The sequence below is a fragment of the Arsenophonus sp. PmNCSU2021_1 genome, from assembly GCF_036919435.1.
In the GTDB taxonomy this organism is placed as follows: Bacteria; Pseudomonadota; Gammaproteobacteria; order Enterobacterales; family Enterobacteriaceae; genus Arsenophonus; species Arsenophonus nilaparvatae.
Genome location: NZ_JAZHPL010000001.1, coordinates 163,734 through 186,236 on the forward strand (window position 1 = coordinate 163,734; position 22,503 = coordinate 186,236).

General features: G+C 37.4%; 16 protein-coding genes, 1 tRNA gene, 6 pseudogenes and 1 riboswitch. Of the genes and pseudogenes, 4 read left to right on the forward strand and 19 right to left on the reverse strand.

Annotated features, from left to right (window positions below; genetic code table 11):
* Positions 1–32 precede the first annotated feature (32 nt).
* The 7 genes and pseudogenes from V3224_RS01080 to V3224_RS01105 all read right to left on the reverse strand — a co-directional run bounded on the left by V3224_RS01080 (position 33) and on the right by V3224_RS01105 (position 5,304).
* The gene (locus tag V3224_RS01080; protein ID WP_334467972.1) at positions 33–248 is read right to left on the reverse strand and encodes a hypothetical protein; all 216 of its coding nucleotides are present in this window, start codon (positions 246–248) and stop codon (positions 33–35) included.
* A 188-nt stretch (positions 249–436) separates the two neighbouring features.
* Positions 437–2,113: a pentapeptide repeat-containing protein gene (locus V3224_RS01085; RefSeq protein ID WP_442889647.1), complete on the reverse strand. Its 1,677-nt coding sequence runs from the start codon at positions 2,111–2,113 to the stop codon at positions 437–439.
* A 3-nt stretch (positions 2,114–2,116) separates the two neighbouring features.
* A pseudogene (locus tag V3224_RS29650) lies at positions 2,117–2,230 on the reverse strand (pentapeptide repeat-containing protein); the annotation flags it as partial.
* Positions 2,226–2,696, reverse strand: coding sequence for a pentapeptide repeat-containing protein (locus tag V3224_RS01090; RefSeq protein WP_334467974.1), 471 nt, complete (start codon positions 2,694–2,696; stop codon positions 2,226–2,228). The pseudogene V3224_RS29650 and the gene V3224_RS01090, both read right to left, overlap by 5 nt.
* Positions 2,624–3,178, reverse strand: coding sequence for a hypothetical protein (locus V3224_RS01095; protein WP_334467976.1), 555 nt, complete (start codon positions 3,176–3,178; stop codon positions 2,624–2,626). Before V3224_RS01095 ends, V3224_RS01090 begins: the two co-directional genes overlap by 73 nt.
* Positions 3,179–3,263: 85 nt before the next feature.
* A complete protein-coding gene (locus V3224_RS01100) occupies positions 3,264–4,238 on the reverse strand; it encodes an IS701 family transposase (protein WP_334467977.1) in 975 nt (324 codons plus the stop codon).
* Positions 4,216–5,304: a hypothetical protein gene (locus V3224_RS01105; protein WP_334467979.1), complete on the reverse strand. Its 1,089-nt coding sequence runs from the start codon at positions 5,302–5,304 to the stop codon at positions 4,216–4,218. Before V3224_RS01105 ends, V3224_RS01100 begins: the two co-directional genes overlap by 23 nt.
* A gap of 81 nt (positions 5,305–5,385) precedes the next feature.
* On the opposite strand from V3224_RS01105, the pseudogene V3224_RS01110 reads away from it, so the two are divergent.
* A pseudogene (locus V3224_RS01110) lies at positions 5,386–6,594 on the forward strand (IS256 family transposase).
* On the opposite strand, the gene V3224_RS01115 reads toward V3224_RS01110, so the two are convergent.
* Positions 6,502–7,446 (reverse strand): magnesium transporter, encoded by a 945-nt coding sequence (locus V3224_RS01115; RefSeq protein ID WP_334467981.1) that lies wholly within the window; start codon positions 7,444–7,446, stop codon positions 6,502–6,504. The pseudogene V3224_RS01110 and the gene V3224_RS01115 sit on opposite strands and share 93 nt — an antisense overlap.
* Positions 7,447–7,500: 54 nt before the next feature.
* Positions 7,501–7,670: riboswitch (M-box (ykoK) riboswitch) on the reverse strand.
* 568 nt (positions 7,671–8,238) lie between these two features.
* On the opposite strand from V3224_RS01115, the pseudogene V3224_RS01120 reads away from it, so the two are divergent.
* Positions 8,239–9,213: pseudogene (locus V3224_RS01120) on the forward strand (IS701 family transposase).
* Here the strand turns inward: V3224_RS01120 and V3224_RS01125 are convergent.
* From V3224_RS01125 to fruB, 6 genes and pseudogenes are all read right to left on the reverse strand, one after another.
* Positions 9,210–9,611: a hypothetical protein gene (locus V3224_RS01125; protein WP_334468090.1), complete on the reverse strand. Its 402-nt coding sequence runs from the start codon at positions 9,609–9,611 to the stop codon at positions 9,210–9,212. The pseudogene V3224_RS01120 and the gene V3224_RS01125 overlap by 4 nt on opposite strands.
* A pseudogene (locus V3224_RS01130) lies at positions 9,608–9,889 on the reverse strand (PfkB family carbohydrate kinase); the annotation flags it as partial. The pseudogene V3224_RS01130 and the gene V3224_RS01125, both read right to left, overlap by 4 nt.
* Before the next feature lie 17 nt (positions 9,890–9,906).
* A complete protein-coding gene (locus tag V3224_RS01135) occupies positions 9,907–10,881 on the reverse strand; it encodes an IS701 family transposase (protein WP_442889675.1) in 975 nt (324 codons plus the stop codon).
* A 320-nt stretch (positions 10,882–11,201) separates the two neighbouring features.
* A pseudogene (locus tag V3224_RS01140) lies at positions 11,202–11,605 on the reverse strand (PfkB family carbohydrate kinase); the annotation flags it as partial.
* Positions 11,602–11,811: pseudogene (locus V3224_RS01145) on the reverse strand (HPr family phosphocarrier protein); the annotation flags it as partial. The pseudogenes V3224_RS01140 and V3224_RS01145, both read right to left, overlap by 4 nt.
* Positions 11,812–12,026: 215 nt before the next feature.
* Positions 12,027–12,935 (reverse strand): fused PTS fructose transporter subunit IIA/HPr protein, encoded by a 909-nt coding sequence (gene fruB / locus V3224_RS01150; RefSeq protein ID WP_334467985.1) that lies wholly within the window; start codon positions 12,933–12,935, stop codon positions 12,027–12,029.
* Positions 12,936–13,784: 849 nt separating this feature from the next.
* Between fruB and V3224_RS01155 the strand changes: the two genes are divergently transcribed.
* The gene (locus V3224_RS01155) at positions 13,785–14,954 is read left to right on the forward strand and encodes a DUF1624 domain-containing protein (protein WP_334467987.1); all 1,170 of its coding nucleotides are present in this window, start codon (positions 13,785–13,787) and stop codon (positions 14,952–14,954) included.
* Positions 14,955–15,360: 406 nt separating this feature from the next.
* On the opposite strand, the gene V3224_RS01160 is transcribed toward V3224_RS01155, so the two are convergent.
* Positions 15,361–16,335, reverse strand: a complete 975-nt coding sequence (locus V3224_RS01160) for an IS701 family transposase (RefSeq protein WP_334467989.1) — start codon at positions 16,333–16,335, stop codon at positions 15,361–15,363.
* Entirely contained in the window at positions 16,313–17,323 is a 1,011-nt protein-coding gene (locus tag V3224_RS01165; RefSeq protein WP_334467990.1) for a pentapeptide repeat-containing protein, read from the reverse strand. Before V3224_RS01165 ends, V3224_RS01160 begins: the two co-directional genes overlap by 23 nt.
* Before the next feature lie 598 nt (positions 17,324–17,921).
* Here V3224_RS01165 and V3224_RS01170 point away from each other — a divergent pair.
* A tRNA-Ile gene (locus V3224_RS01170) sits at positions 17,922–17,997 on the forward strand.
* A gap of 389 nt (positions 17,998–18,386) precedes the next feature.
* Here V3224_RS01170 and rpoD read toward each other — a convergent pair.
* The 3 genes from rpoD to rpsU all read right to left on the reverse strand — a co-directional run bounded on the left by rpoD (position 18,387) and on the right by rpsU (position 22,477).
* On the reverse strand, positions 18,387–20,222 hold the full coding sequence (gene rpoD, locus V3224_RS01175) for an RNA polymerase sigma factor RpoD (RefSeq protein WP_334467991.1): 1,836 nt from the start codon (positions 20,220–20,222) through the stop codon (positions 18,387–18,389).
* Positions 20,223–20,403: 181 nt separating this feature from the next.
* The gene (dnaG, locus tag V3224_RS01180) at positions 20,404–22,149 is read right to left on the reverse strand and encodes a DNA primase (protein ID WP_334468094.1); all 1,746 of its coding nucleotides are present in this window, start codon (positions 22,147–22,149) and stop codon (positions 20,404–20,406) included.
* A 112-nt stretch (positions 22,150–22,261) separates the two neighbouring features.
* A complete protein-coding gene (rpsU, locus tag V3224_RS01185) occupies positions 22,262–22,477 on the reverse strand; it encodes a 30S ribosomal protein S21 (RefSeq protein WP_334467993.1) in 216 nt (71 codons plus the stop codon).
* Positions 22,478–22,503: the final 26 nt, after the last annotated feature.

Here is a 22,503-nt window from a genome sequence, read left to right on the forward strand (position 1 = left end):
AAAAGAGGTAGAAAAAACAGTGTGTCATCAAACTAGATATGATCATGTTTATGATGACATGCAATGCATTTGATTTTATCAGATAAATACAGCAGGATTAACGATACGATTACCGCGCCAATAAGGTATAAATAGCCAGTGGCTTTGTCATGCCAGTCGAATAAAAACATGCAGAGTAGAATGAAATCGATGATATTAACAGAAAAGCGATTATCATCAATAAGTACGACACAATCAGCGATAGGCATTTTTTCATATAACCTCCTATTAGATTAGATGACAATATTATTTAAACATCTATCTTTCATTAATATGATCCTAATTATAGATGATTATTAACGGATCGTATAAAAAATTTAAATTTTTCATTATATTTAATATCTTTTGCTACCGTTAATAATCATTTTTTAGGCTATTATAAATTTTTTTGCAGCACTTATCGCCAGGCGGATGGTTGAATTTTTTTCAAAACATCATGACAGTGCTCTATTGCATAATCAATCATCAGATCATATAAAATGGCAGTGCAAGAAAAAGCGTTTTCGCAGCCAAGTAATCGATTCTTCCAATTATTAAAGGTATCTTGCGCAATCAGCGTGGGATCAAGTTTATGGGCTTTTTCCATTAAGGCGTAAGCATAATATCTTAGCATCAGAGGAGAATCCAATTCGGTACCAAACACAGCACTGGATGAATAACGGGTAAAAACAGCGGATAAAGCCAGCAGATGTTCAGCTTTATTTCGTTCGCTACTGTTAGCCAAATTATATAGTTTTATGATTTTATTATAATTTTCATTTTTTAAGCTATAGCCATGCTCAAAATCAAGCACATGAGTAAAAATCTCTTTTAGTGTCTGTTGCGACGCCTGATCAACTAATTTAGTGGTAGAAATATTGGATTTTTGTGCATTAAGGAATAGCGTGTCCAGCTGTTCGCCTAAATTTAGTGCTTCAATCAGCTTATTGAATGTTGCTTGGTGTTGGCTATAAGAAAAATGACTAGAAAACAGCGAGAAATCTTGGTTGAAGCATTCATCTAGACTGAATTGTTGCGGGCCTAAATTTTCGCCATCGTGAAAAATAAAAATGTTATTCCACTTGGTTTCCAGATCAGGATGTAGCATTTTTGTCAGAATATTTTCCGCAACTATTAATGTTCTACCTGCATTTTTCGGTGAAAGTAACAGATAGTTTTGCGCGTTGCTCTCTGCCCAATCTGCCTTTCCATCATAATTGCCAAATATTTCCTTAATTTGTTGATATGCTAGTTGTTGTTTTATTTCAGGAAGTTGTAGATATTGTTCATACAATTGGTTAGCCATTGGGGCGATTTTGCTATCAATATTTCCTACTGTTCTAGCAGCCAATATAGTTTGAATAAAGCTACTGTTAAATTGGGGGGAAACCATGAGTTTTGGTTGATGGTTAAAATAATCGAGAAAAATATTAATATTAGCAGGACGCGCTTCCAGCATATTAATTAATTGTGTTGAGGGGTTTGCCAGGTAATTATCCATCAGTTTATTGATAAAATTGCTAATTTCTTCATTGCGAATAAACGGCGGTTTACCCAAAATATCTAATAGTGGTAAAGTGACATGGCTGAGATTAATGTCTGGCTGGTCAAGGGAATGAACGAGCTGTAGAGCTAATTTGTTTTTTAGTTCACTATACCGGTTATCGATCGTATTAAGGCTAGTTAGCAGACTGCTTTGGTTGTTGAAATGATTCAGTAGTGCATCTAGGGTATCCTCATCCCACTCGCCAGGCAGGTGAAGGGTAAAACTGTCGTGTAAAGAAGCACCGGCAAAATTAGTGTTACTAATTGTTAACTCTTTTAAGATAGTATTACTCAGATCAGCGTTGCTAACATCGCTGTTCGCAAGGTTAGCCCCAGTTAGGTCAGCTTGATCAAAAATCGCCTCACGTAGTGTAAGGCCATTCAATTTGGCTTGCGTTAAATTGGCACTAGTGAAATTTACACCATTGATGTTAGTATCAACTAATATCACACCAGTTAGATTAGCCTTGGTCAGATTGGCGTCAGTCAAGTTAGCGTTCGCTATCTTAGCTTGCGCCAAATTGGCGCCAGTCAAATCACTATTAGTCAAGTTACTATTATTTAAGTAGGCTTCTTGCAGTATAGTTCCGTTCATTGCAGAGTTGACTAAATTAGTGTTACATAAATTAGCCTTAGTTAAGTTAGCTCCTGCTAATTGTGCTTCAATTTAGATTAGCCATGAGTAAATTAGCATTAGCCAGCTGAGTTTGGTTCATTATCGCTTTTGTTAGGTTAGCTTCCATGATGATAATGTCTTTCAGGTTAGATCTGCTTAGATTAGTACCTTGTAAATTTGCGTGAGCAAGGTTATGGTAGCCACCAAAAACTTGGGTAAGATCCATGTAACTTAAGTCTTCACTTGATAAGTTAAGTTTGCTCCCAATCCGGCGTTTTGCCAATTGTGTGCTTAATGCTTGCAGTTTTTGTTGTTGTGATTGGTAGAAAGAGGAAACTTCAGATTGAAGTGGCCAATTTTTAGCGGCTTCATTCGCCCGTTTGCCGCCCATTCCTTGAGTTTTTAGTTGATAAAGCCGCTCGCGGATTGACACTGGCGCTAATTTCAGTTCACCTGTCGAATTGCGCAGATATTTACAGCCAAAAAGGTATTCGTTTCCAGATTGATCTGCACCCAAATGTCTTTACCCCGCTGTTTACCGATCTTAACTACCTGAACCTCTTTTTCCAAATCAGGACGATAAGCCACCTCTATTTTAAACGGCTTAATCGGCTCATGCGGCAAATCTTGCGTTTTTTTTTCCAGTGCTTTGATTAATGGGGTTAATCCGCGAACTTTCTGCGCGGCGTTTTTTAAGGCATTAATACCTTTTCTTCCCCACGATATTAATAATTCAAAACCGGGATCCGCACCACGTAAAAAATTCACGCCTAAGTCTAAGTAAGTTTTAGCCGGTAAACGGTTTGCTATATGAGGAATACCAAATTTAACAAACTGTTTGCCCCCTTCACGTAATGCTTGTTTGAATGCCGCCTGCTTTAATGCGGTTCGTGTGCCATTAATTGCAGCCTCTCCGATCGCTATACTGAACCGCCCCCCAGCCTGCGCGCCTTTACCAATAAAGGGTAAAAAACCTAACAGATCAAATGCGCCTGCCATAATAGCCTGCTCGGTATTGCCCTTTTTCGCCTCGGTGATCATGGTATAAAATGGAATCAGACTTAAACACGAGTTTCGCACAAAACTAATTTGGGTACGCTAATAAAACACGGATTTGCTCAGTAATAGCACTTTTGATTACGTCCCAATTTTGTTGATAAAGGGTTATTTTTGCAGATATACGACGTTTATGTTGTTCAAACCACGCAGAAATAGCGAGAAAAATATGATTTCTTTGCGCTCGGCTCGTGCGAGCATGACAGCGTTCAATACCACAGTTTTGTTTAACTTCTCGATGATAAACTTCAACAGACCAACGTGCATCCATGATAGATTTGAGGTATTGACGGGTGGGATTCTCTTTGTTTGTTACTATGTAATCAATACGGCCGTTTTTGGCTGTAAATTTGAAAACGGTTACCCAACCATATCCTCGCAAGTGTATTGACGTTCCTTCTTCTGAGATGTCTAACTTGTTCAGTTGTTTGTTATGGTTAACAATCCTATTTTTCCTCAGCGTGGTTACCCAGATCCAACCATGAGAGCGAATTGATTTCAGGTTATCCAGGCTAGAATACCAAGCATCCATCACTACCGCTTCTGGCATGATCCCTCTTTTTTTAGCAAGAGTGAGCATTTCGGAAAAGTGCGTGTTTTTTGTTTTTCCATCAGAATCTTTATCATAAATACGATAATTGATAGGAATTGATTCAACCTTCGTCAGATCATGCCAAAGCAAATTAACTAAACCTATGCCAGCAATAACATCATGTTCATTACCTGAATATCGATAATGGACCATCTCTATTTTTTTACTACGTGTTTTGGCAATCAATGTATCATCGGCAATTAGTACGCAAGGGCTTTTTTTGTCTATAGAAGGTTCAACTAATCGCCATAGGTCTTTAGGTCTAAAACATCTATTTTTTAGCCATCGGCTAACAGTGTCATGAGATAAAGGCGATGGGCTTACTTCTGATAACGCTAAACCAGAGTATCTTAAACTGCTTACTTGTAAGAATGTTTTATAGATATCTTTAATACATGGATAACCCGACAAAATATGAACCCCCTGATTTTTTCTTGTTTTTAAATTTATACTTCTTTTTTGGAGATTGCGAAACTCGTGTTAAAATAAAAGCTTCCACTTTTTGCCGGGTTGTTTCCTCATAACCTGCCTGTTGCAGTTTTTCGCATAATTTTTCACCCCGCCGTTTAATAAGCTTGTCGATTAGCATGTCTGGCTTATCATTGGCGGTTTTTAAGCACAAAATGGCAGAGGGTTTTAATTTATAATCATCATCATCGCGTGCTTTACCATCATGATAAAACAGCTCAAGAATGGCGTTTTTATTATTGTCGACACGATGTAATTTATAATTGCCGATACCTTGTTTAGTGGTTAATGCATACATCCGTTGTTTGCCGTTAAATGTACACTTTAGCATATCGATCGATTCAGGTACGCGGCTGACAAATTCATCTGAATTCCTTATTCCTTGCCTTGCAGATGGCGGTAGCGGAACACTATTGAAACTATCAGTAGCATCAAATTTGACCTCCATCAGTTGAATGTCAGACTGTTGAATAAAAATTTGTTCTTCGTTGCTAAGTGAGTTAAAGGACTGAGGTAGTAGGATCTTTTCTATCTGTTCGGTCAGCTGAGCAATTTGTTGATTCTGATCTTTAAATACATTATCGATATTGGGTAATAATGGCGTCTCACCTCGCTGATTGGTATATTTAACCTCTCGATTTTTATACAAATAGTCATTTAACCAACCTTCATCAATATCATGCTGTTTTAATTGTTGGCGGGCAAGCTCTGGCCGGGATTGCCATTTCTGTAGCAAAGTAATCAGTTTGATAAAAGGATTATTTTGGCCAGATTGTTTTAAATAATCAAAATAACTGTCATATACGGACGTCATTGCCAATGGTGTTGCTGGTGAGCTATTTTCGCTGCTTAGCTGGCCATGGATCATGGCCGGTAATTTGAAATATTGATTATATTCAGCCGGGACAAGTTGTTCCTGCAAAAGCGCGGCTAGCAGCATACCGTTATTGCTGATATCTTCCAGACTCATGTTGTTAATTTCAGCACCACTTTCATTTAGTAATGTCATGCCAGCATGGAGCCTGTACATAAATTTGTATAATTGCCTGATTTTGATATGTTCAATCCAGCATCAAATGAAGGTTAATTTATGGACGAAAAACAATTGCAGGCTCTGGCTAATGAATTGGCCAAAAATCTCAAAACCCCTGACGATCTCAGCCAGTTCGATCGTCTGCTGAAGAAAATCAGCGTTGAGGCGGCTCTCAACGCCGAAATGTCCCACCATCTGGGCTACGATAAAAATCAGCCCAAACCGGGTGCCAACTCCCGCAACGGCTATTCCACAAAGACCGTTACCACCGGCGATGGTCCTCTGGAACTACGCACTCCGCGCGATCGTGACGGTTCTTTCGAACCGCAACTGGTGAAGAAAAACCAGACCCGGATCACCGGGATGGATAACCAGATTTTATCGTTGTACGCCAAAGGGATGACCACCCGCGAGATAGCGGCTGCGTTCAAAGAACTGTATGACGCGGATGTCTCACCGGCGCTGGTCTCGAAGGTCACCGATTCCGTGATGGAGCAGGTTACCGAATGGCAAAATCGCCCACTGGATGCAGTCTATCCTATTGTTTATCTTGACTGTATCGTCCTGAAGGTCCGGCAGGACAGTCGCGTCATCAATAAATCCGTGTTTCTGGCCCTGGGTATCAACATCGAAGGTCAGAAAGAACTGTTGGGTATGTGGCTGGCCGAAAACGAGGGCGCGAAGTTCTGGCTCAGTGTGCTGACATAACTAAAAAACCGTGGTCTGAACGATATCCTCATCGCCTGTGTCGACGGTCTGAAAGGCTTTCCGGACGCCATCAACACCGTGTATCCGGAAGCCCGCATTCAGCTGTGCATCGTGCATATGGTGCGTAACAGCCTGCGGTTCGTCTCCTGGAAGGACTACAAAGCCGTCACACGCGACCTGAAAGCCATCTATCAGGCTTCCACGGAAGAAGCAGGCCAGCAGGCGCTGGAAGCGTTCGCCAGCGCATGGGACAGCCGCTACCCGCAGATAAGCCGGAGCTGGCAGACAAACTGGGCCAACCTGGCGACGTTCTTCGCTTACCCGGCAGACATCCGCAAGGTGATCTACACAACGAATGCCATAGAGTCGCTGAACAGCGTGATCCGGCATGCCATCAAAAAGCGTAAGGTGTTCCCGACGGATGACGCAGTGAAAAAGGTGGTGTGGCTGGCAATCCAGGCGGCGTCACAGAAATGGACAATGCCGCTTAGGGACTGGCGTATGGCGATGAGCCGCTTTATTATCGAGTTCGGTGACCGCCTGGACGGTCACTACTGAGAAAAGGCATTTACACAGAATCGTGTACAGGGTCCAACCGATATTCATAAAGCTAGCACGCAGGATCCCAGCTGCTCCTAATGTGATGGCGATTAGTACCGCAGTTGACATTTCTTTACGCAAGATCTGCCATATGTGATTAATTGAAAGCTCTCCAATTGCCATTGAACGTACAATTGTTGATGTGATCTGAGTACCGCTGTTCCCACCTGTTCCTACCAATAGTGGAATAAAGAAGGCTAAAGCAATTACAGCCTCTAATTGATCTTCAAATGATTTAATGACAGTACTGGTATAAGCTTCCGCAATAAACAGTAAAAGTAACCAAACACTACGTTTTTTCCATAGAGCAAAAGGCGTCATTTGAAGGTAGGGTTTATCTAACGGTAAACTACCACCTTGCAGTTGAGCATCTTCGGTTGCATCATCTTCCAATATGCGATCAATTTCTCGTTCGCTAAGTGCACCAACTAATAATCCTTTATCTAACACTGGTACTAGATCAAAACCACAGTCATGCAACGATTTTGCTAATTCAGTGCGTTTATCACCAGGAGCAACAAAGAAAAAATTAGGTTGCATGAGTTGGTTGATACTATCACTTTCGTTAGGGTATTTTAATAGTGATTTCACTGATAAAATACCCATTAATTTATCATTAGTGGTAATGAAAATTTGGTTAGTAATACTATTTTCCTCAAGTTTTTCCAGAAAAACTTTTTTTGCTTCAGCGACAGAAATATGTTCTGGTAGAGTCATATAATTCTGGGTCATATATGAAGCCGCAGTCGCGTTTGTCTGGTCTACATGATAGCGAGGTTTAAATGTATTTTGTTGGATAGGTAAAGCCATATAACAGTCCCCTATAGGTGTTAATATCTCTCACCGGGGCGAACTAACGTGGGAAATGGATCCCAACGTTTAGCTTTTAGCTTCTAACAACGTATTCCAAGCGTAAAGTTACTTTTGTAAGACCTTGATTCGATCATACCTGTTTTACCAATACAAGCCTGTCTCCATGCAAGTACGGCAGTAACTTTTGTTTGTTAGGTAGCCTCGCCATAACGAGATCGTTTATTGTATTTCACGTCAACAATGTTGAACGCCAGCGATTATAAATTTACTTATCTTGATTACAATTTTTTCTTAAAGTTGTTTAGTTAAGATTTAACAAAATTAAATTTTAACTGTGAAAAATAAGGAAATATTGTTTTTATCTGATTATAAAGTAAAAGATATGTTTGTTTGAAATATGAATGGAGAAAAATTAGCTGGTTTTTAATCGAAATATTATAAATATTTTTAACTTTTTGTTTTTACTACCTTAAATCATTTCATTTATTTTATATAAGTGTTTCTGGAGCGATAATAGTAAATGCGCCTTTAACAATTAAAATAAATACGGCTGCCCATATTGCCGCTGATAATAAACAGATACTGTATACTTTAGTCCTATTCATTAATAACATGCCGGCGACTAATCGGATCATGTACCTTAATACTGCAATAAAACGTGAGGTAAATAACACCGTCATTCCTTGGTTTTGCAACTTGTTATGGGCATTATCAATAGTTCACGAGTTTCGCAATCTCCAAAAAAGAAGTATAAATTTAAAAACAAGAAAAAATCAGGGTGTTCATATTTTGTCGGGTTATCCATGTATTAAAGATATCTATAAAATATTCTTACAAGTAAGCAGTTTAAGATACTCTGGTTTAGCGTTATCAGGAGTAAGCCCATCGCCTTTATCTCATGACACTGTTAGCCGATGGCTAAAAAGTAGATGTTTTAGATCTAAAGACCTATGGCGATTAGTTGAACCTTCTATAGACAAAAAAAGCCCTTGCGTACTAATTGCCGATGATACATTGATTGCCAAAACACGTAGTAAAAAAATAGAGATGGTCCATTATCAATATTCAGGTAATGAACATGAGGTTATTGCTGGCATAGGTTTAGTTAATTTGCTTTGGCATGATCTGACGAAGGTTGAATCAATTCCTATCAATTATCGTATTTATGATAAAGATTCTGATGGAAAAATAAAAAACACGCACTTTTCCGAAATGCTCACTCTTGCTAAAAAAAGAGGGATCATGCCAGAAGCCGTAGTGATGGATGCTTGGTATTCTAGCCTGGATAACCTGAAATCAATTCGCTCTCATGGTTGGATCTGGGTAACCACGCTGAGGAAAAATAGGATTGTTAACCATAACAAACAACTGAACAAGTTAGACATCTCAGAAGAAGGAACGTCAATACACTTGCGAGGATATGGTTGGGTAACCGTTTTCAAATTTACAGCCAAAAACGGCCGTATTGATTACATAGTAACAAACAAAGAGAATCACACCCTTCAATACGTCAAATCTATCATGGATGCCCGTTGGTCTGTTGAAGTTTATCATCGAGAAGTTAAACAAAACTGTGGTATTGAACGCTGTCAGGCTCGCACGAGCTGAGCGCAAAGAAATCATATTTTTCTCGCTATTTCTGGGTGGTTTGAACAACATAAACGTCGTATATCTGAAAAAATAACCCTTTATCAACAAAATTGGGACGTAATCAAAAGTGCTATTACTGAGCAAATCCGTGTTTTATTAGCGTACCCAAATTAGTTTTGTGCGAAACTCGTGTCTACTTTGATTTGCCAGCCGCGCTTTTTAGCTTCAATTTCTAAGGCTTCTGCTGCCATAAAAGTATGAGCTACCCCAGTAGGACAAGCAGTCACGGCTAAAACACGCTGATTTTTTGCCACCGCTGGTTTGCTAAAATTGACCTTGTCCACAATAATCGCTTCTTTTTTGGCTATAGAGAGAATTTTTTCTGACTTACATATTGTCTGTGTTTCATCAGTAAAAAAAACTTTTTTACCAGTTAATTGGTATTCATCAGATATATTTTCACCAATAACAATAATTAGTTCCGCTTCTGCAATATTATCCGTTAATTTTAAGGATTGTTGTTGTATCTGTTGACATAATATTTGCTTAGCAAGATAGGTTCTTGGTGGCATTTCGGTGGCGTGGCTAACCAGGCACCGGACGAGTTGACCCACATTGCACCTTCTTCACCCAAGGAAATGACAACATGAGCAATGCCTTGAGTGCGTAATTGCTGTGCTGCTTTGGCAATTTCTTGATAGCTAGGTAAGGGGTGGCCAATCCAGCTTTCTAATTCATGTCGATTTGGTTTTACCAACCAAGGATTGGCTTTTAAACCAGCAATCAATGCTTCTCGGCTACTATCAAATATGACGCACATACATTGATCACGTAGCTGTTTCATCCAGTCACGAGTTTCGCACAAAACTAATTTGGGTACGCTAATAAAACACGGATTTGCTCAGTAATAGCACTTTTGATTACGTCCCAATTTTGTTGATAAAGGGTTATTTTTTCAGATATACGACGTTTATGTTGTTCAAACCACGCAGAAATAGCGAGAAAAATATGATTTCTTTGCGCTCGGCTCGTGCGAGCCTGACAGCGTTCAATACCAGAGTTTTGTTTAACTTCTCGATGATAAACTTCAACAGACCAACGGGCATCCATGATAGATTTGAGGTATTGACGGGTGGGATTCTCTTTGTTTGTTACTATGTAATCAATACGGCCGTTTTTGGCTGTAAATTTGAAAACGGTTACCCAACCATATCCTCGCAAGTGTATTGACGTTCCTTCTTCTGAGATGTCTAACTTGTTCAGTTGTTTGTTATGGTTAACAATCCTATTTTTCCTCAGCGTGGTTACCCAGATCCAACCATGAGAGGGAATTGATTTCAGGTTATCCAGGCTAGAATACCAAGCATCCATCACTACCGCTTCTGGCATGATCCCTCTTTTTTTAGCAAGAGTGAGCATTTCGGAAAAGTGCGTGTTTTTTGTTTTTCCATCAGAATCTTTATCATAAATACGATAATTGATAGGAATTGATTCAACCTTCGTCAGATCATGCCAAAGCAAATTAACTAAACCTATGCCAGCAATAACCTCATGTTCATTACCTGAATATTGATAATGGACCATCTCTATTTTTTTACTACGTGTTTTGGCAATCAATGTATCATCGGCAATTAGTACGCAAGGGCTTTTTTTGTCTATAGAAGGTTCAACTAATCGCCATAGGTCTTTAGGTCTAAAACATCTACTTTTTAGCCATCGGCTAACAGTGTCATGAGATAAAGGCGATGGGCTTACTCCTGATAACGCTAAACCAGAGTATCTTAAACTGCTTACTTGTAAGAATGTTTTATAGATATCTTTAATACATGGATAACCCGACAAAATATGAACACCCTGATTTTTTCTTGTTTTTAAATTTATACTTCTTTTTTGGAGATTGCGAAACTCGTGCCAGTCAGTAAAATCATCTAAATCGATACCTTTGGGTAAACTACCACTTACACATACCATCACGAGTTTCGCACCAATAAAAAAACGCTCTATTTTTAAGTTTAATTCAGCATAATATGTAAATAGATAAAACCTTATAAATTAAATATAACTTATTGTAAATTAAGTAAATTTATGCATTTCAGTAGTTTGCAGATTAATCATTACTTTTAAGCCATTTCTAGAATTTTATAGGCCTGTGCGAAACTCGTGACCATATCAAATTGGCTTAACCAGCTCAGTGAATCTTGAGCAAAATGCTGCCAATCCTGTTTGTTGACTTCAAAACCGGAAAAATTAAAATCACTAACTACACTATTTTTTCTGTCAATTTGACATTAATTCGAGTTCTACCTTCGATGACATGAAAACGATTTATGATCCCGCGTTCCTTAAAATCCTGTTGGAAACCGGTTAAATTTTCTTTCCCTAAAAAACCACCAACAGTGACATTAATATTTAGATTTTTTAATGTATTAGCAACATTAATGCCTTTACCTGCTGGATATAATCCATGGGTTTTAACTAAATTGACGGCACCTTTTTCAATATTGTCTAGCATACCGACTAAATCATAGGTGGGATTTAATGTAATGGTAGCAACCTTACTTTTCATGCAATTTCCTCATCCATATTAGCGCTAATGACCTGTTCAATAGCATGTAAGGTTGCTTGGGCGTCAGGGCCACTGATCTTAAATTGGATACGATGATTTTGACGTGCAACTAATCCAATGACACTCATTATATTATGGCCATTGGCGGGAATTCCGCTTCCATCCAAATTAGTAATAGTGACTTTGCTATTAAATTTTTTTATTGTATTAACTAATTGTCAACTTGGGCGTGCATGTAATCCATGTTTATTGTTTAACGTACACGAGTTTCGCACCAATAAAAAAACGCTCTATTTTTAAGTTTAATTCAGCATAATATGTAAATAGATAAAACCTTATAAATTAAATATAACTTATTGTAAATTAAGTGAATTTATGCATTTCAGTAACTTGCAGATTAATCATTACTTTTAAGCCATTTCTAGAATTTTATAGGTCTGTGCGAAACTCGTGACGTAAACTCCACGGATAGTGTCTCTTTTTCTTCGTTTGTTTCAGTCGTTAGCAAGCTAAATACTTGTACGGCATTTGATGCTTGTAATAATTTCGCTATTTTTTTATCGATCAATAAATTGGCCAGGTGATTTAAAGTATTATTAGCTAGATTATCTTTGAATGATAGAGTGATAAGTAGGCAAAGTTGATGATCTTGATAAGATAAAGGCTCTTTAGGGCGTGCAATGGCCATTGCTGTTTTTAGATTACCTTTTTTACTATCACTCAGCCAGATACCTTGGCCTAAATAAAGCGGTGGATTAGTGATCACATCAACGATAAAATCATTATTGATGGCATTTGCATCCTGTAAGTGATTAATATTTAACGCTTGTAGTGTCATGATATGGTCGGTATCAACATCTAAAGAGATCATGGAAGCGTTGAAAATGAAGTCATCAATCGACTCTTGGGCAAGCAATATATTATATATTGTGTCTATTGATGTCGTGGTTGCCAATCGCTTGGCAATATTTTCATCACTTAGAATATGTGTCAGTTGTCGTAATAAGGTTAAATGTTCCTCTGATTTAGCGGCGATGCCGATGACAATATAAGCTTTGTGGCCATTATCCCAATCTATGCCCTGTGGAAACTGAAATACTTGTACACCTGTCTGTAATACATTATGGCGCGTTTCTACGGTACCATGAGGAATCGCAATACCATTGCCTAAATAAGTTGACGCTTGATTTTCCCTTTTTTGCATACCGATTAGATAATCTGGCGTAACGTAACCCGCATTGATCAATGCTTGGGCAACTTGTGCGATGGCATGTTGTTTATGATAGGCAATTTGTGCTAAATGGATATCTTTTTTAGGCATATCAAACATGTTTTCTCCTATTCACATAAATGAGTGAAACGCTGCAGTTTTTATACAGTCAAACCACAAAAGCTATTTTAGGTTTTATTTTATGCAAGCTGAATCGTTTCAATTTGCATGTAACTTTAGATAAAAACAGATATATTTATCTAATGGTAATTTTTGTTTTTATGAGTTTGTTCACGAATAAAATGTTTTTTGATTTACTAAACGAAAAAATATAAGCCTAGGTTGGCAAAATAAAAAAATGAAAGTAAGTTAATTGATATAAAAATGTGATCTTAATAGTAGATTAAAATAAAATAAAATAAAATAATTAAATTTTAGTGATATATATTTTAATTTTGGGAAATATAATGCAACTTTGTTAATTAAAATTAAAATTAAAATTAAAATTAAAATTAAATTAATGTTGATAATTATTTGTATTTATTTTGCTTTAATCTGCATATAGCAATATTTTTCTGTGTAATATCAAATAGTAGTCTGGCTATTTAGTTATTTTTTGTTGAAGACTAAATAGTAAGATAATTTGGGCTAATTTTAATAATTAATTAAATATATGTGAAATATAATGTTTAATTGAGTGACAAATTGGTAAATATTTTTTCTTAATGTTATTAACTAATTATTTTTACATTTTAATGAAAAATGATAAAAAATGTTTATTTTTAGTTAAATAAAAAAACAATGATGCGACAACATTATTAACTGTTATTGGTGCAGGGATGCATAGTTATTGTTTTTTATTAATTAACCCGATAGTGAAATGTTATATTATAACATAAGTATTTTGCTATTTATCACTAATGAAGCATTTTTTATTTTAACTAGGCCACACAGGGAGTTTTCATTACTATGAATTGTGCTATAACTCGTCCGTCCAACGTTAGTAATCGATTATTATCGATCGATGCATTAAGGGGCATTGTCATGCTTTTAATGTTATTAGATCATGTGCGAGAAACATTTTTCCTTCATATGCAGGTCCCTGATCCAATGATAGCGGGTGAAACACCGGCTGATCTTTTTTTTAGTCGATTTACTGCTCATCTTTGTGCGCCGGTTTTTATTTTTTTGACCGGTTTATCGGCTTATTTGTATGGAAGTAAAAAAACATATTCCCAGTTAGCCACTAGTCAATTTTTATTTAAACGCGGGTTATTTCTTATCATCCTTGAACTCACGTTGATCAATTTTGCTTGGACTTTTCAATTACCGCCGGCAAAAATTTTTCTGCAGGTTATATGGGCGATTGGGTTTTCGATGATTGCCTTAGCAATTTTACTTTGGTTACCAAGATGGCTGCTGGTAGTGCTGACGGTTTTATTGATTGCGGGTCATAATCTATTAGATACATTGCATTTCCCAACCGATCATTTTATGCATATTCCTTGGGCAATACTGCATGATAGAGGATGGATTGAGATTACTGACAGTATCAAAGCGCGTACATCTTATCCAATACTACCATGGATCGGTTTAATTATATTTGGTTATTTGGCTGGTTCATGGTTTACAGAAAGTTGTAATCAGCAACAGCGATTAAAGAAACTAAATTGCTGGGGTGTTGGCCTGTTAGTTGGTTTTATTTGTTTAAGAACAATTAATATCTATGGCGATAAACCATGGATATTAGCGGGCTCTTGGCTGGATACCGTGATGAGTTTTTTGAATATTACCAAATATCCGCCCTCTTTATTATTCATTATGTTGACGCTGGGTATTGGCTTACTACTGCTTCGATTACTTGAGCTAAAACAAAATTTACCATGGTTAAAGCCCTTAGTAACCTATGGTTCAGTAACGATGTTTTTTTATATTTTGCATCTTTATATATTGAAATTTCTCTATTTGATCGCAGTGGCTATTTGGGGAACAAATCAAGGTGAGTATTTTGGTTTTGATCATGTTGCGATGATCTGGTTAGTGACCATCATATTAGCGATACTTTTTTATCCGTTTGTGAAGCTGTTTAGCCAGTTTAAAGCGCGCCGCAAGGATTTAATTTGGCTAAAATATCTATAAATTATTTGGCAAAATTACCTAGTGTGATGGGACGGAACTGGATGGTGAGAATTGATTCTAGTTAAAATAATTACCTACAGCAATTGTCCATATGTGATGAGTTAAATCTTCTGTTTATCATTTAGCCCACTTGATGTGGGCTTTTTTGTTTATTGATAGCTATCACTAAGCGTAATAATAGGGCGTAGCCGTTTGCCTGCCAACTTTGAGTTACCATAAAAAAGTTAGCAGTAATTTTATTTAATGATTGCAAATATATTGTGTTTTATAACCATAAGATTTACCTGTTTTCAATGGAGTAGTTTATTGAACTTGTTTTTTTATTTTTTTTGCTTTCTCTTCAATCTTTTTGGTAGCTATATTAATGTCTGCCAGAAATTCTCTTTTGCACGAGTTTCGCACAAAACTAATTTGGGCACGCTAATAAAACACGGATTTGCTCAGTAATAGCACTTTTGATTACGTCCCAATTTTGTTGATAAAGGGTTATTTTTTCAGATATACGACGTTTATGTTGTTCAAACCACGCAGAAATAGCGAGAAAAATATGATTTCTTTGCGCTCGGCTCGTGCGAGCCTGACAGCGTTCAATACCACAGTTTTGTTTAACTTCTCGATGATAAACTTCAACAGACCAACGGGCATCCATGATAGATTTGAGGTATTGACGGGTGGGATTCTCTTTGTTTGTTACTATGTAATCAATACGGCCGTTTTTGGCTGTAAATTTGAAAACGGTTACCCAACCATATCCTCGCAAGTGTATTGACGTTCCTTCTTCTGAGATGTCTAACTTGTTCAGTTGTTTGTTATGGTTAACAATCCTATTTTTCCTCAGCGTGGTTACCCAGATCCAACCATGAGAGCGAATTGATTTCAGGTTATCCAGGCTAGAATACCAAGCATCCATCACTACGGCTTCTGGCATGATCCCTCTTTTTTTAGCAAGAGTGAGCATTTCGGAAAAGTGCGTGTTTTTTGTTTTTCCATCAGAATCTTTATCATAAATCCGATAATTGATAGGAATTGATTCAACCTTCGTCAGATCATGCCAAAGCAAATTAACTAAACCTATGCCAGCAATAACCTCATGTTCATTACCTGAATATTGATAATGGACCATCACTATTTTTTTACTACGTGTTTTGGCAATCAATGTATCATCGGCAATTAGTACGCAAGGGCTTTTTTTGTCTATAGAAGGTTCAACTAATCGCCATAGGTCTTTAGGTCTAAAACATCTACTTTTTAGCCATCGGCTAACAGTGTCATGAGATAAAGGCGATGGGCTTACTTCTGATAACGCTAAACCAGAGTATCTTAAACTGCTTACTTGTAAGAATGTTTTATAGATATCTTTAATACATGGATAACCCGACAAAATATGAACACCCTGATTTTTTCTTGTTTTTAAATTTATACTTCTTTTTTGGAGATTGCGAAACTCGTGATGTAGTGGCTTTAATTTCTCCGTTGGGTAGTTTTAATCTGGCCAGTTTTGCATTACTCAAGTCAGCCTTAATAAATGTTGCGTCATCCAGATTAGTGCCCGCTATGGTAGCTCTTACTAACAATGCTGAGTCTAATACTGCATGATTGAATGTCGTGTTTTGAATGGTTGCATCGACCATGTTTACGCGAGTAAGTGTTGCGTGATCAAAATTAGCGCCAGCTATAGAGGCTCTTTCTAATAATGCTGAATCTAATTTTGCATATTTGAATGTCGTTTTTTCAATTTTTGCGTCGTTTAAATTTGCTTCAATTAATTTTGCATTATCAAATGTTGTATTTATAATATTCGTGTTTTGCAGATTGGCGTCGGATAAGTCTGTTCCGTTTAGATTTACATTTGAAAAATATGCCTCGCTTAAATCAATTCCTTCTAAAATTCTGGCAGATAGATCTGTATTTAATAAATGAATCTTTCCTTCCTTTATAAATATGTTTGGATCAACCCTATTGTTTAATAACATTAAAGTGGCGGTATTTTTAAATCCTTTTACATCAATATCTGAAGTAAAACTCTCTCCTGTTTGTCCTTCAACGGTAACAGATAATTTGTCTGAATGATATTCAGAGGGTTTAATAGCTACCGTGCAACCATCAAAATTAAATTTGAGTTCTTTAGGAATATGATAATAATTTGAATTGGCAATTTTTTCTTCTAGTGCGGTGGTCATTGTTTGCATGAAATTATCGTATTGTTTAGATAATTTTCTTTCCACCCCGCCTAGGGTAAAAAAGTTTATAATATGTTCAAATAAGCTTTTCGGTGACGTCGCTAATTCTTTTCCTTCTATCGGGTTAATATTTATTGCGTAATTAGTAAACATTGAACAACGATTGGGATCCATATTTATATATGCCATACTTCCTATTTCCCTAATAGTATTAAATTTAAAATAAGTGCAATTGGCTTATTTTTGATTAATGGTATTACAACAATAGATATATATTAATATTACTGAATATGTTATTAGTATTGATATATAATCAGATATATCGAATTTATACTATATAATTTTTCTAATTTTTTCTTTAAATTCAACATAATAATGCAATACAATAATTTATATTAATTAGATTATTTATTTTATCCAGATCGTTATTTCTTATAAGATAAGACGTATAAGCTTTTTAATATTCATATTTATTTTCTTGATGTTGTTCAACATCAATTATGCTTATAACCTATTATCAATACTTAAATTCTATCAATAGACTTTTGCAGATTTCCTAATGAGTTAGTTTATATTTTATCCATAACTTGGCTGTTAACTTTTGAATGCAAATTTATCAATAAGTTATTTTTGTTCAGTTATTGGCCATGAATTTAAACTGAAATAGTTAATAAATAAATTACACACAGCAAAATCATTAATTTCACTTATTTTGTTTATAAAACAAGCATATGATTTATAAAGACTAGACCCGCACTAAAACAGCACGTATAATGCACCCCACTTAGGCCCCTTGGCTCAGTGGTTAGAGCAGGCGACTCATAATCGCTTGGTCGCTGGTTCAAATCCAGCAGGGGCCACCAAATTTTAGCTATAATAGCAGCCAATTGATACCACTCTCCTATGAGTGGTTTTTGCTATTCTAAAGCCACAGATTTTGCTTGTCTTTGTAGGCAACGGATTTATCACTAACGGCCAGCAGCTAGCGGTGGCGACAATTATCGACGACATCAGTGCAATTAAAACAACCATTTCTGCTCTATAACTGGCAATAATTAATATTGATGGATAACTAAATATCAGATTGGAAATTGAATCGAGGGTGTTTAGGCAACATTTTGTTAGCGTTTTTACCATGTTATCTAATTACAGTAGCTAAAACTTTTATTAATGATCTGCTGAGTTAACATAACTATCAATAAAAAAGCACCTATCTAGAGGTGCTTTTTATTACTCTAAAGATAAATAAGCGTTATTCATCCAGGAAACTACGTAACACTTCTGAACGACTTGGATGGCGCAGTTTACGTAACGCTTTTGCTTCTATTTGTCGGATCCGCTCGCGAGTAACATCAAACTGTTTACCCACTTCCTCTAGCGTGTGATCCGTATTCATATCAATACCAAAGCGCATGCGCAGAACTTTTGCTTCACGGGTCGTTAAGCCAGCTAGAACTTCGTGGGTAGCTGATCTTAGACTTTCCGAGGTAGCAGAGTCTAACGGTAACTCTAGAGTAGTATCTTCAATGAAATCACCAAGATGTGAATCTTCATCATCGCCAATAGGTGTTTCCATCGAGATAGGTTCTTTAGCAATTTTTAGTACTTTACGGATTTTATCCTCAGGCATTAACATGCGTTCTGCCAATTCTTCAGGCGAGGGTTCACGACCCATTTCCTGTAACATTTGGCGAGAAATGCGGTTCAATTTGTTGATCGTTTCGATCATGTGCACTGGAATACGAATTGTGTGCGCCTGATCAGCAATTGAACGGGTGATCGCCTGTCGGATCCACCAGGTTGCATAAGTTGAAAACTTATAGCCACGACGGTATTCAAATTTATCAACCGCTTTCATTAGACCAATGTTACCTTCCTGGATCAGATCAAGGAATTGAAGGCCACGATTGGTATATTTTTTAGCAATAGAGATAACTAACCGTAAGTTAGCTTCAACCATCTCTTTTTTCGCTCGACGCGCTTTTGCTTCACCAATAGACATTCGGCGGTTAATATCTTTAACCTGTTCAATGGTTAAACCAGTCTCTTCTTCAATTTGTTGTAGTTTTTGCAACGAGCGTTGTATATCTTCTTCGACTTGAACTAATTTTTCAGACCAGGGTTTATTCATTGCTTTTGCCGCAGCTAACCAATTACCATTGGTTTCATTACCTGAGAATAGGGTAATGAAGTTTTTCTTCGGCATCTTGCATTGTTCAATACAGAGTTTCATGATGAGACGTTCTTGAGAACGAACACGTTCCATCATATCACGCATATTGTTCACTAAATAATCAAAATGTTTTGGTACTAAACGGAACTGTTTGAAAATCTCAGACAACTGCTCGATTTCTGCTACTGAATTAGCATGGTTACGGCCACTTTTTTGGATTTCAATGGACGTACGTTCATATTGCTCACGAAGTTCTGAAAATTTCTGTCGAGCGAGTTCTGGATCGACATTGTTTTCATCACTGTCGTCACTATCGTCGTCTTCGTCTTTATCTTCGTCATCATTTAAGGCTTCTTCCGGTAACACTGAACCGATATGTGTTGCTGTCGGTGCTAAATCCTCTTCGGCGTTTGGATCAACGAAGCCGGTAATAATATCAGATAGGCGGATTTCACCTTTTTCAACACGTTCGTATTGGTCTAATAGATAAGCGATAGCCTCAGGATATTCAGCAACAGAACACTGAACCTGATTAATGCCATCTTCGATGCGTTTAGCGATATCGATTTCACCTTCACGGGTCAGTAGTTCTACGGTGCCCATTTCACGCATATACATCCGCACAGGATCTGTTGTGCGGCCTATTTCACTTTCAACACTGGATAATACCTGGGCAGCAGCCTCAACAGCATCATCGTCAGTATCAGTTTCTGCCAGAATAAGATCGTCGGCATCAGGCGCTTCTTCCATCACTTGAATGCCCATATCATTAATCATTTGGATGATATCTTCTATCTGATCTGAATCGACGATATCTTCCGGCAGATGGTCGTTGACCTCAGCATAGGTCAGGTAGCCTTGCTCTTTACCTTTGGTAACTAGTAGCTTCAGCTGTGACTGCGGGTTTTGCTCCATAAGAGGGTATCCACACTTCATAATTTGGGTTGGTGTTGGTCGGCGAAAACAAGTCAGCCAACAATAAAATTAAAGGGAATTTAATTATTTTATGTGCCATGCCCTTTACATCATGGCAACTTACAGGCGCTTGCCCTACGTTATACGGCACTTAAGCCGGATGTTTTTTACTTTTTCAAGATTACTGCTTTATTCTTGCAACAGTAATTAAACGAACTTCTTCACGTTCTTCACTGGTTAAGCCTTCTGTTCGCTCTTTTGCCATCAGAAATGCGAACCTTTCATCAAGCGCGGTAATAAATAAATGCTCCAACGCATCCTTGAACATTTTTTCCGCTATCTCTTCTATCTCTATATCGTTCCAAGTTGCCAGTTTTTCAAGTTGTTTAACAAATTTATTATTACGATAGCATTCCAATAATTGACCAGTATTTATGCCAGGATGAGATTGACAAAGTTCAACTAACTCTAAAAACAGCGCTAATCCTGGTAATTGTGAGTGCTTAATTCCATCAAGAGTAGGAATTAGGCTGACAAAATTTGGATTTTGTACCAATAATGCGATCAATATTCGCATTGTTGTCGGTTTAATTTTTGGTGTCTGATAATTTGTTTTTTCCGCCGATCCTTTTTCGATCATGGCAAAAATACGCGAAGTATCAGGAATACCAATAAAATTACCTAATTCTTGTGCCAAATATAACTGTAAAGTATCACCAGGCACTTTTTTAATTAAAGGGATAGCAAGACGATTGAATTTTGCTTTACCTTCATGACTGCTTAAATCAACTTGTGCAAGCAATGTATCAAACAAAAATGTAGACAAAGAGTGGGATTTATCCATCCGTTGTTCAAAATTTGTTTTACCTTCTTTGCGTATTAGTGAATCAGGATCCTCGCCATCAGGTAAAAACATAAATTGTAGTTGGCGGCCATCACTCAAATAGGGAAGTGCCGTTTCAAGCGTTCGCCATGCGGCTTCGCGACCAGCTTTATCCCCATCATAACAACAAATAACCGTATCTGTTGTCCGAAAAAGTAACTGGATATGCTCTGCCGTGGTTGATGTACCTAATGACGCTACGGCATAATTAATACCAAATTGCGCCAGAGCGACAACATCCATATAACCTTCGACAACTAATAGTTTAGAAAGTGCCAGATTATTTTGTGTTGCTTCATATAAGCCGTATAATTGACGGCCTTTATGAAAAATCTCAGTTTCTGGTGAATTGAGATATTTTGGTAATGTGTCATCTAAAACACGGCCACCAAATGCTACGACACGTCCTCTACGATCCCGGATTGGAAACATTATACGTTCACGAAAGCGATCGTAAGTGCGGCCATTATTATTGGTAACTAACATACCAGCAGCATCTAGCTGTTTATGGCTATCAGCGTGTTTAGCGAAATGCTTGAGTAGGTTGTCCCAGCCGCTTGGGGCAAAACCGATAGAAAAGCGATAAATAACTTCATCACTTAAGCCGCGCTGTATTAAATATTGTTTTGCACTCTGCGAGTCTAATTTATTCAATAAATGTTGATAAAATTGATTAATTTCATCCATTAATTGATAAAGATTTTGTCGCTGATGCCGCTCTATTTGGTTTGAACTGTTGCCGGTTTCATAAGGAATTTCCAGTCCGTGCATGGTAGCCAGTTCTTCAATCGTTTCGACAAAATCAAGCTTGTCATAGTTCATCAAAAAATCAATGGCATTACCATGAGCGCCACAGCCAAAACAGTGATAAAATTGTTTATCGCCATTAACTGTAAATGAGGGCGTTTTTTCATTATGAAATGGACAACACGCGTGATAGTTTTTGCCTTGCTTTTTTAGCGGCATTTTAGTATCAATAAGATCAACGATATCGGTTCTGGCCAATAAATCATTGATAAATGTACGCGGGATTCGTCCAGCCATAAACTCTTCATTGATGAAAGATAACAAGCCGTGCTTCCTGTTAGAAAGCACGGCCTTCTTGTAATCACTTAATCACTGCTGTCGAATTGTTACGATTGTTGAACCGTAGCAATTAGTACAAACGAGTACGACGTGCGCTCTCGCGAGCCAATTTTTTAGAGTGGCGCTTTACTGCTGATGCTTTGTCACGTTTACGTACAGTCGTTGGTTTCTCATAGAACTCACGACGGCGCACTTCAGCTAATATTCCTGCTTTTTCGCAAGAACGCTTAAAACGACGTAGTGCTACGTCAAATGGCTCGTTTTCACGTACTTTAATTACCGGCATGTGCCTTTCACCTCAAAAAAATCGGT

Excerpts from the sequence above, each read along its gene's own strand:
- V3224_RS01115 (WP_334467981.1), bottom strand. The coding sequence starts at position 7,446 with ATGGCTTTACCTATCCAACAAAATACATTTAAACCTCGCTATCATGTA.
- rpsU (WP_334467993.1), bottom strand. The coding sequence starts at position 22,477 with ATGCCGGTAATTAAAGTACGTGAAAACGAGCCATTTGACGTAGCACTA.
- rpoD (WP_334467991.1), bottom strand. The coding sequence starts at position 20,222 with ATGGAGCAAAACCCGCAGTCACAGCTGAAGCTACTAGTTACCAAAGGT.
- V3224_RS01095 (WP_334467976.1), bottom strand. The coding sequence starts at position 3,178 with ATGGCAGGCGCATTTGATCTGTTAGGTTTTTTACCCTTTATTGGTAAA.
- V3224_RS01165 (WP_334467990.1), bottom strand. The coding sequence starts at position 17,323 with ATGGCATATATAAATATGGATCCCAATCGTTGTTCAATGTTTACTAAT.
- V3224_RS01080 (WP_334467972.1), bottom strand. The coding sequence starts at position 248 with ATGCCTATCGCTGATTGTGTCGTACTTATTGATGATAATCGCTTTTCT.
- V3224_RS01125 (WP_334468090.1), bottom strand. The coding sequence starts at position 9,611 with ATGCCACCAAGAACCTATCTTGCTAAGCAAATATTATGTCAACAGATA.
- V3224_RS01105 (WP_334467979.1), bottom strand. The coding sequence starts at position 5,304 with ATGACATTACTAAATGAAAGTGGTGCTGAAATTAACAACATGAGTCTG.
- V3224_RS01155 (WP_334467987.1), top strand. The coding sequence starts at position 13,785 with ATGAATTGTGCTATAACTCGTCCGTCCAACGTTAGTAATCGATTATTA.
- fruB (WP_334467985.1), bottom strand. The coding sequence starts at position 12,935 with ATGTTTGATATGCCTAAAAAAGATATCCATTTAGCACAAATTGCCTAT.
- dnaG (WP_334468094.1), bottom strand. The coding sequence starts at position 22,149 with ATGGCTGGACGAATCCCGCGTACATTTATCAATGATTTATTGGCCAGA.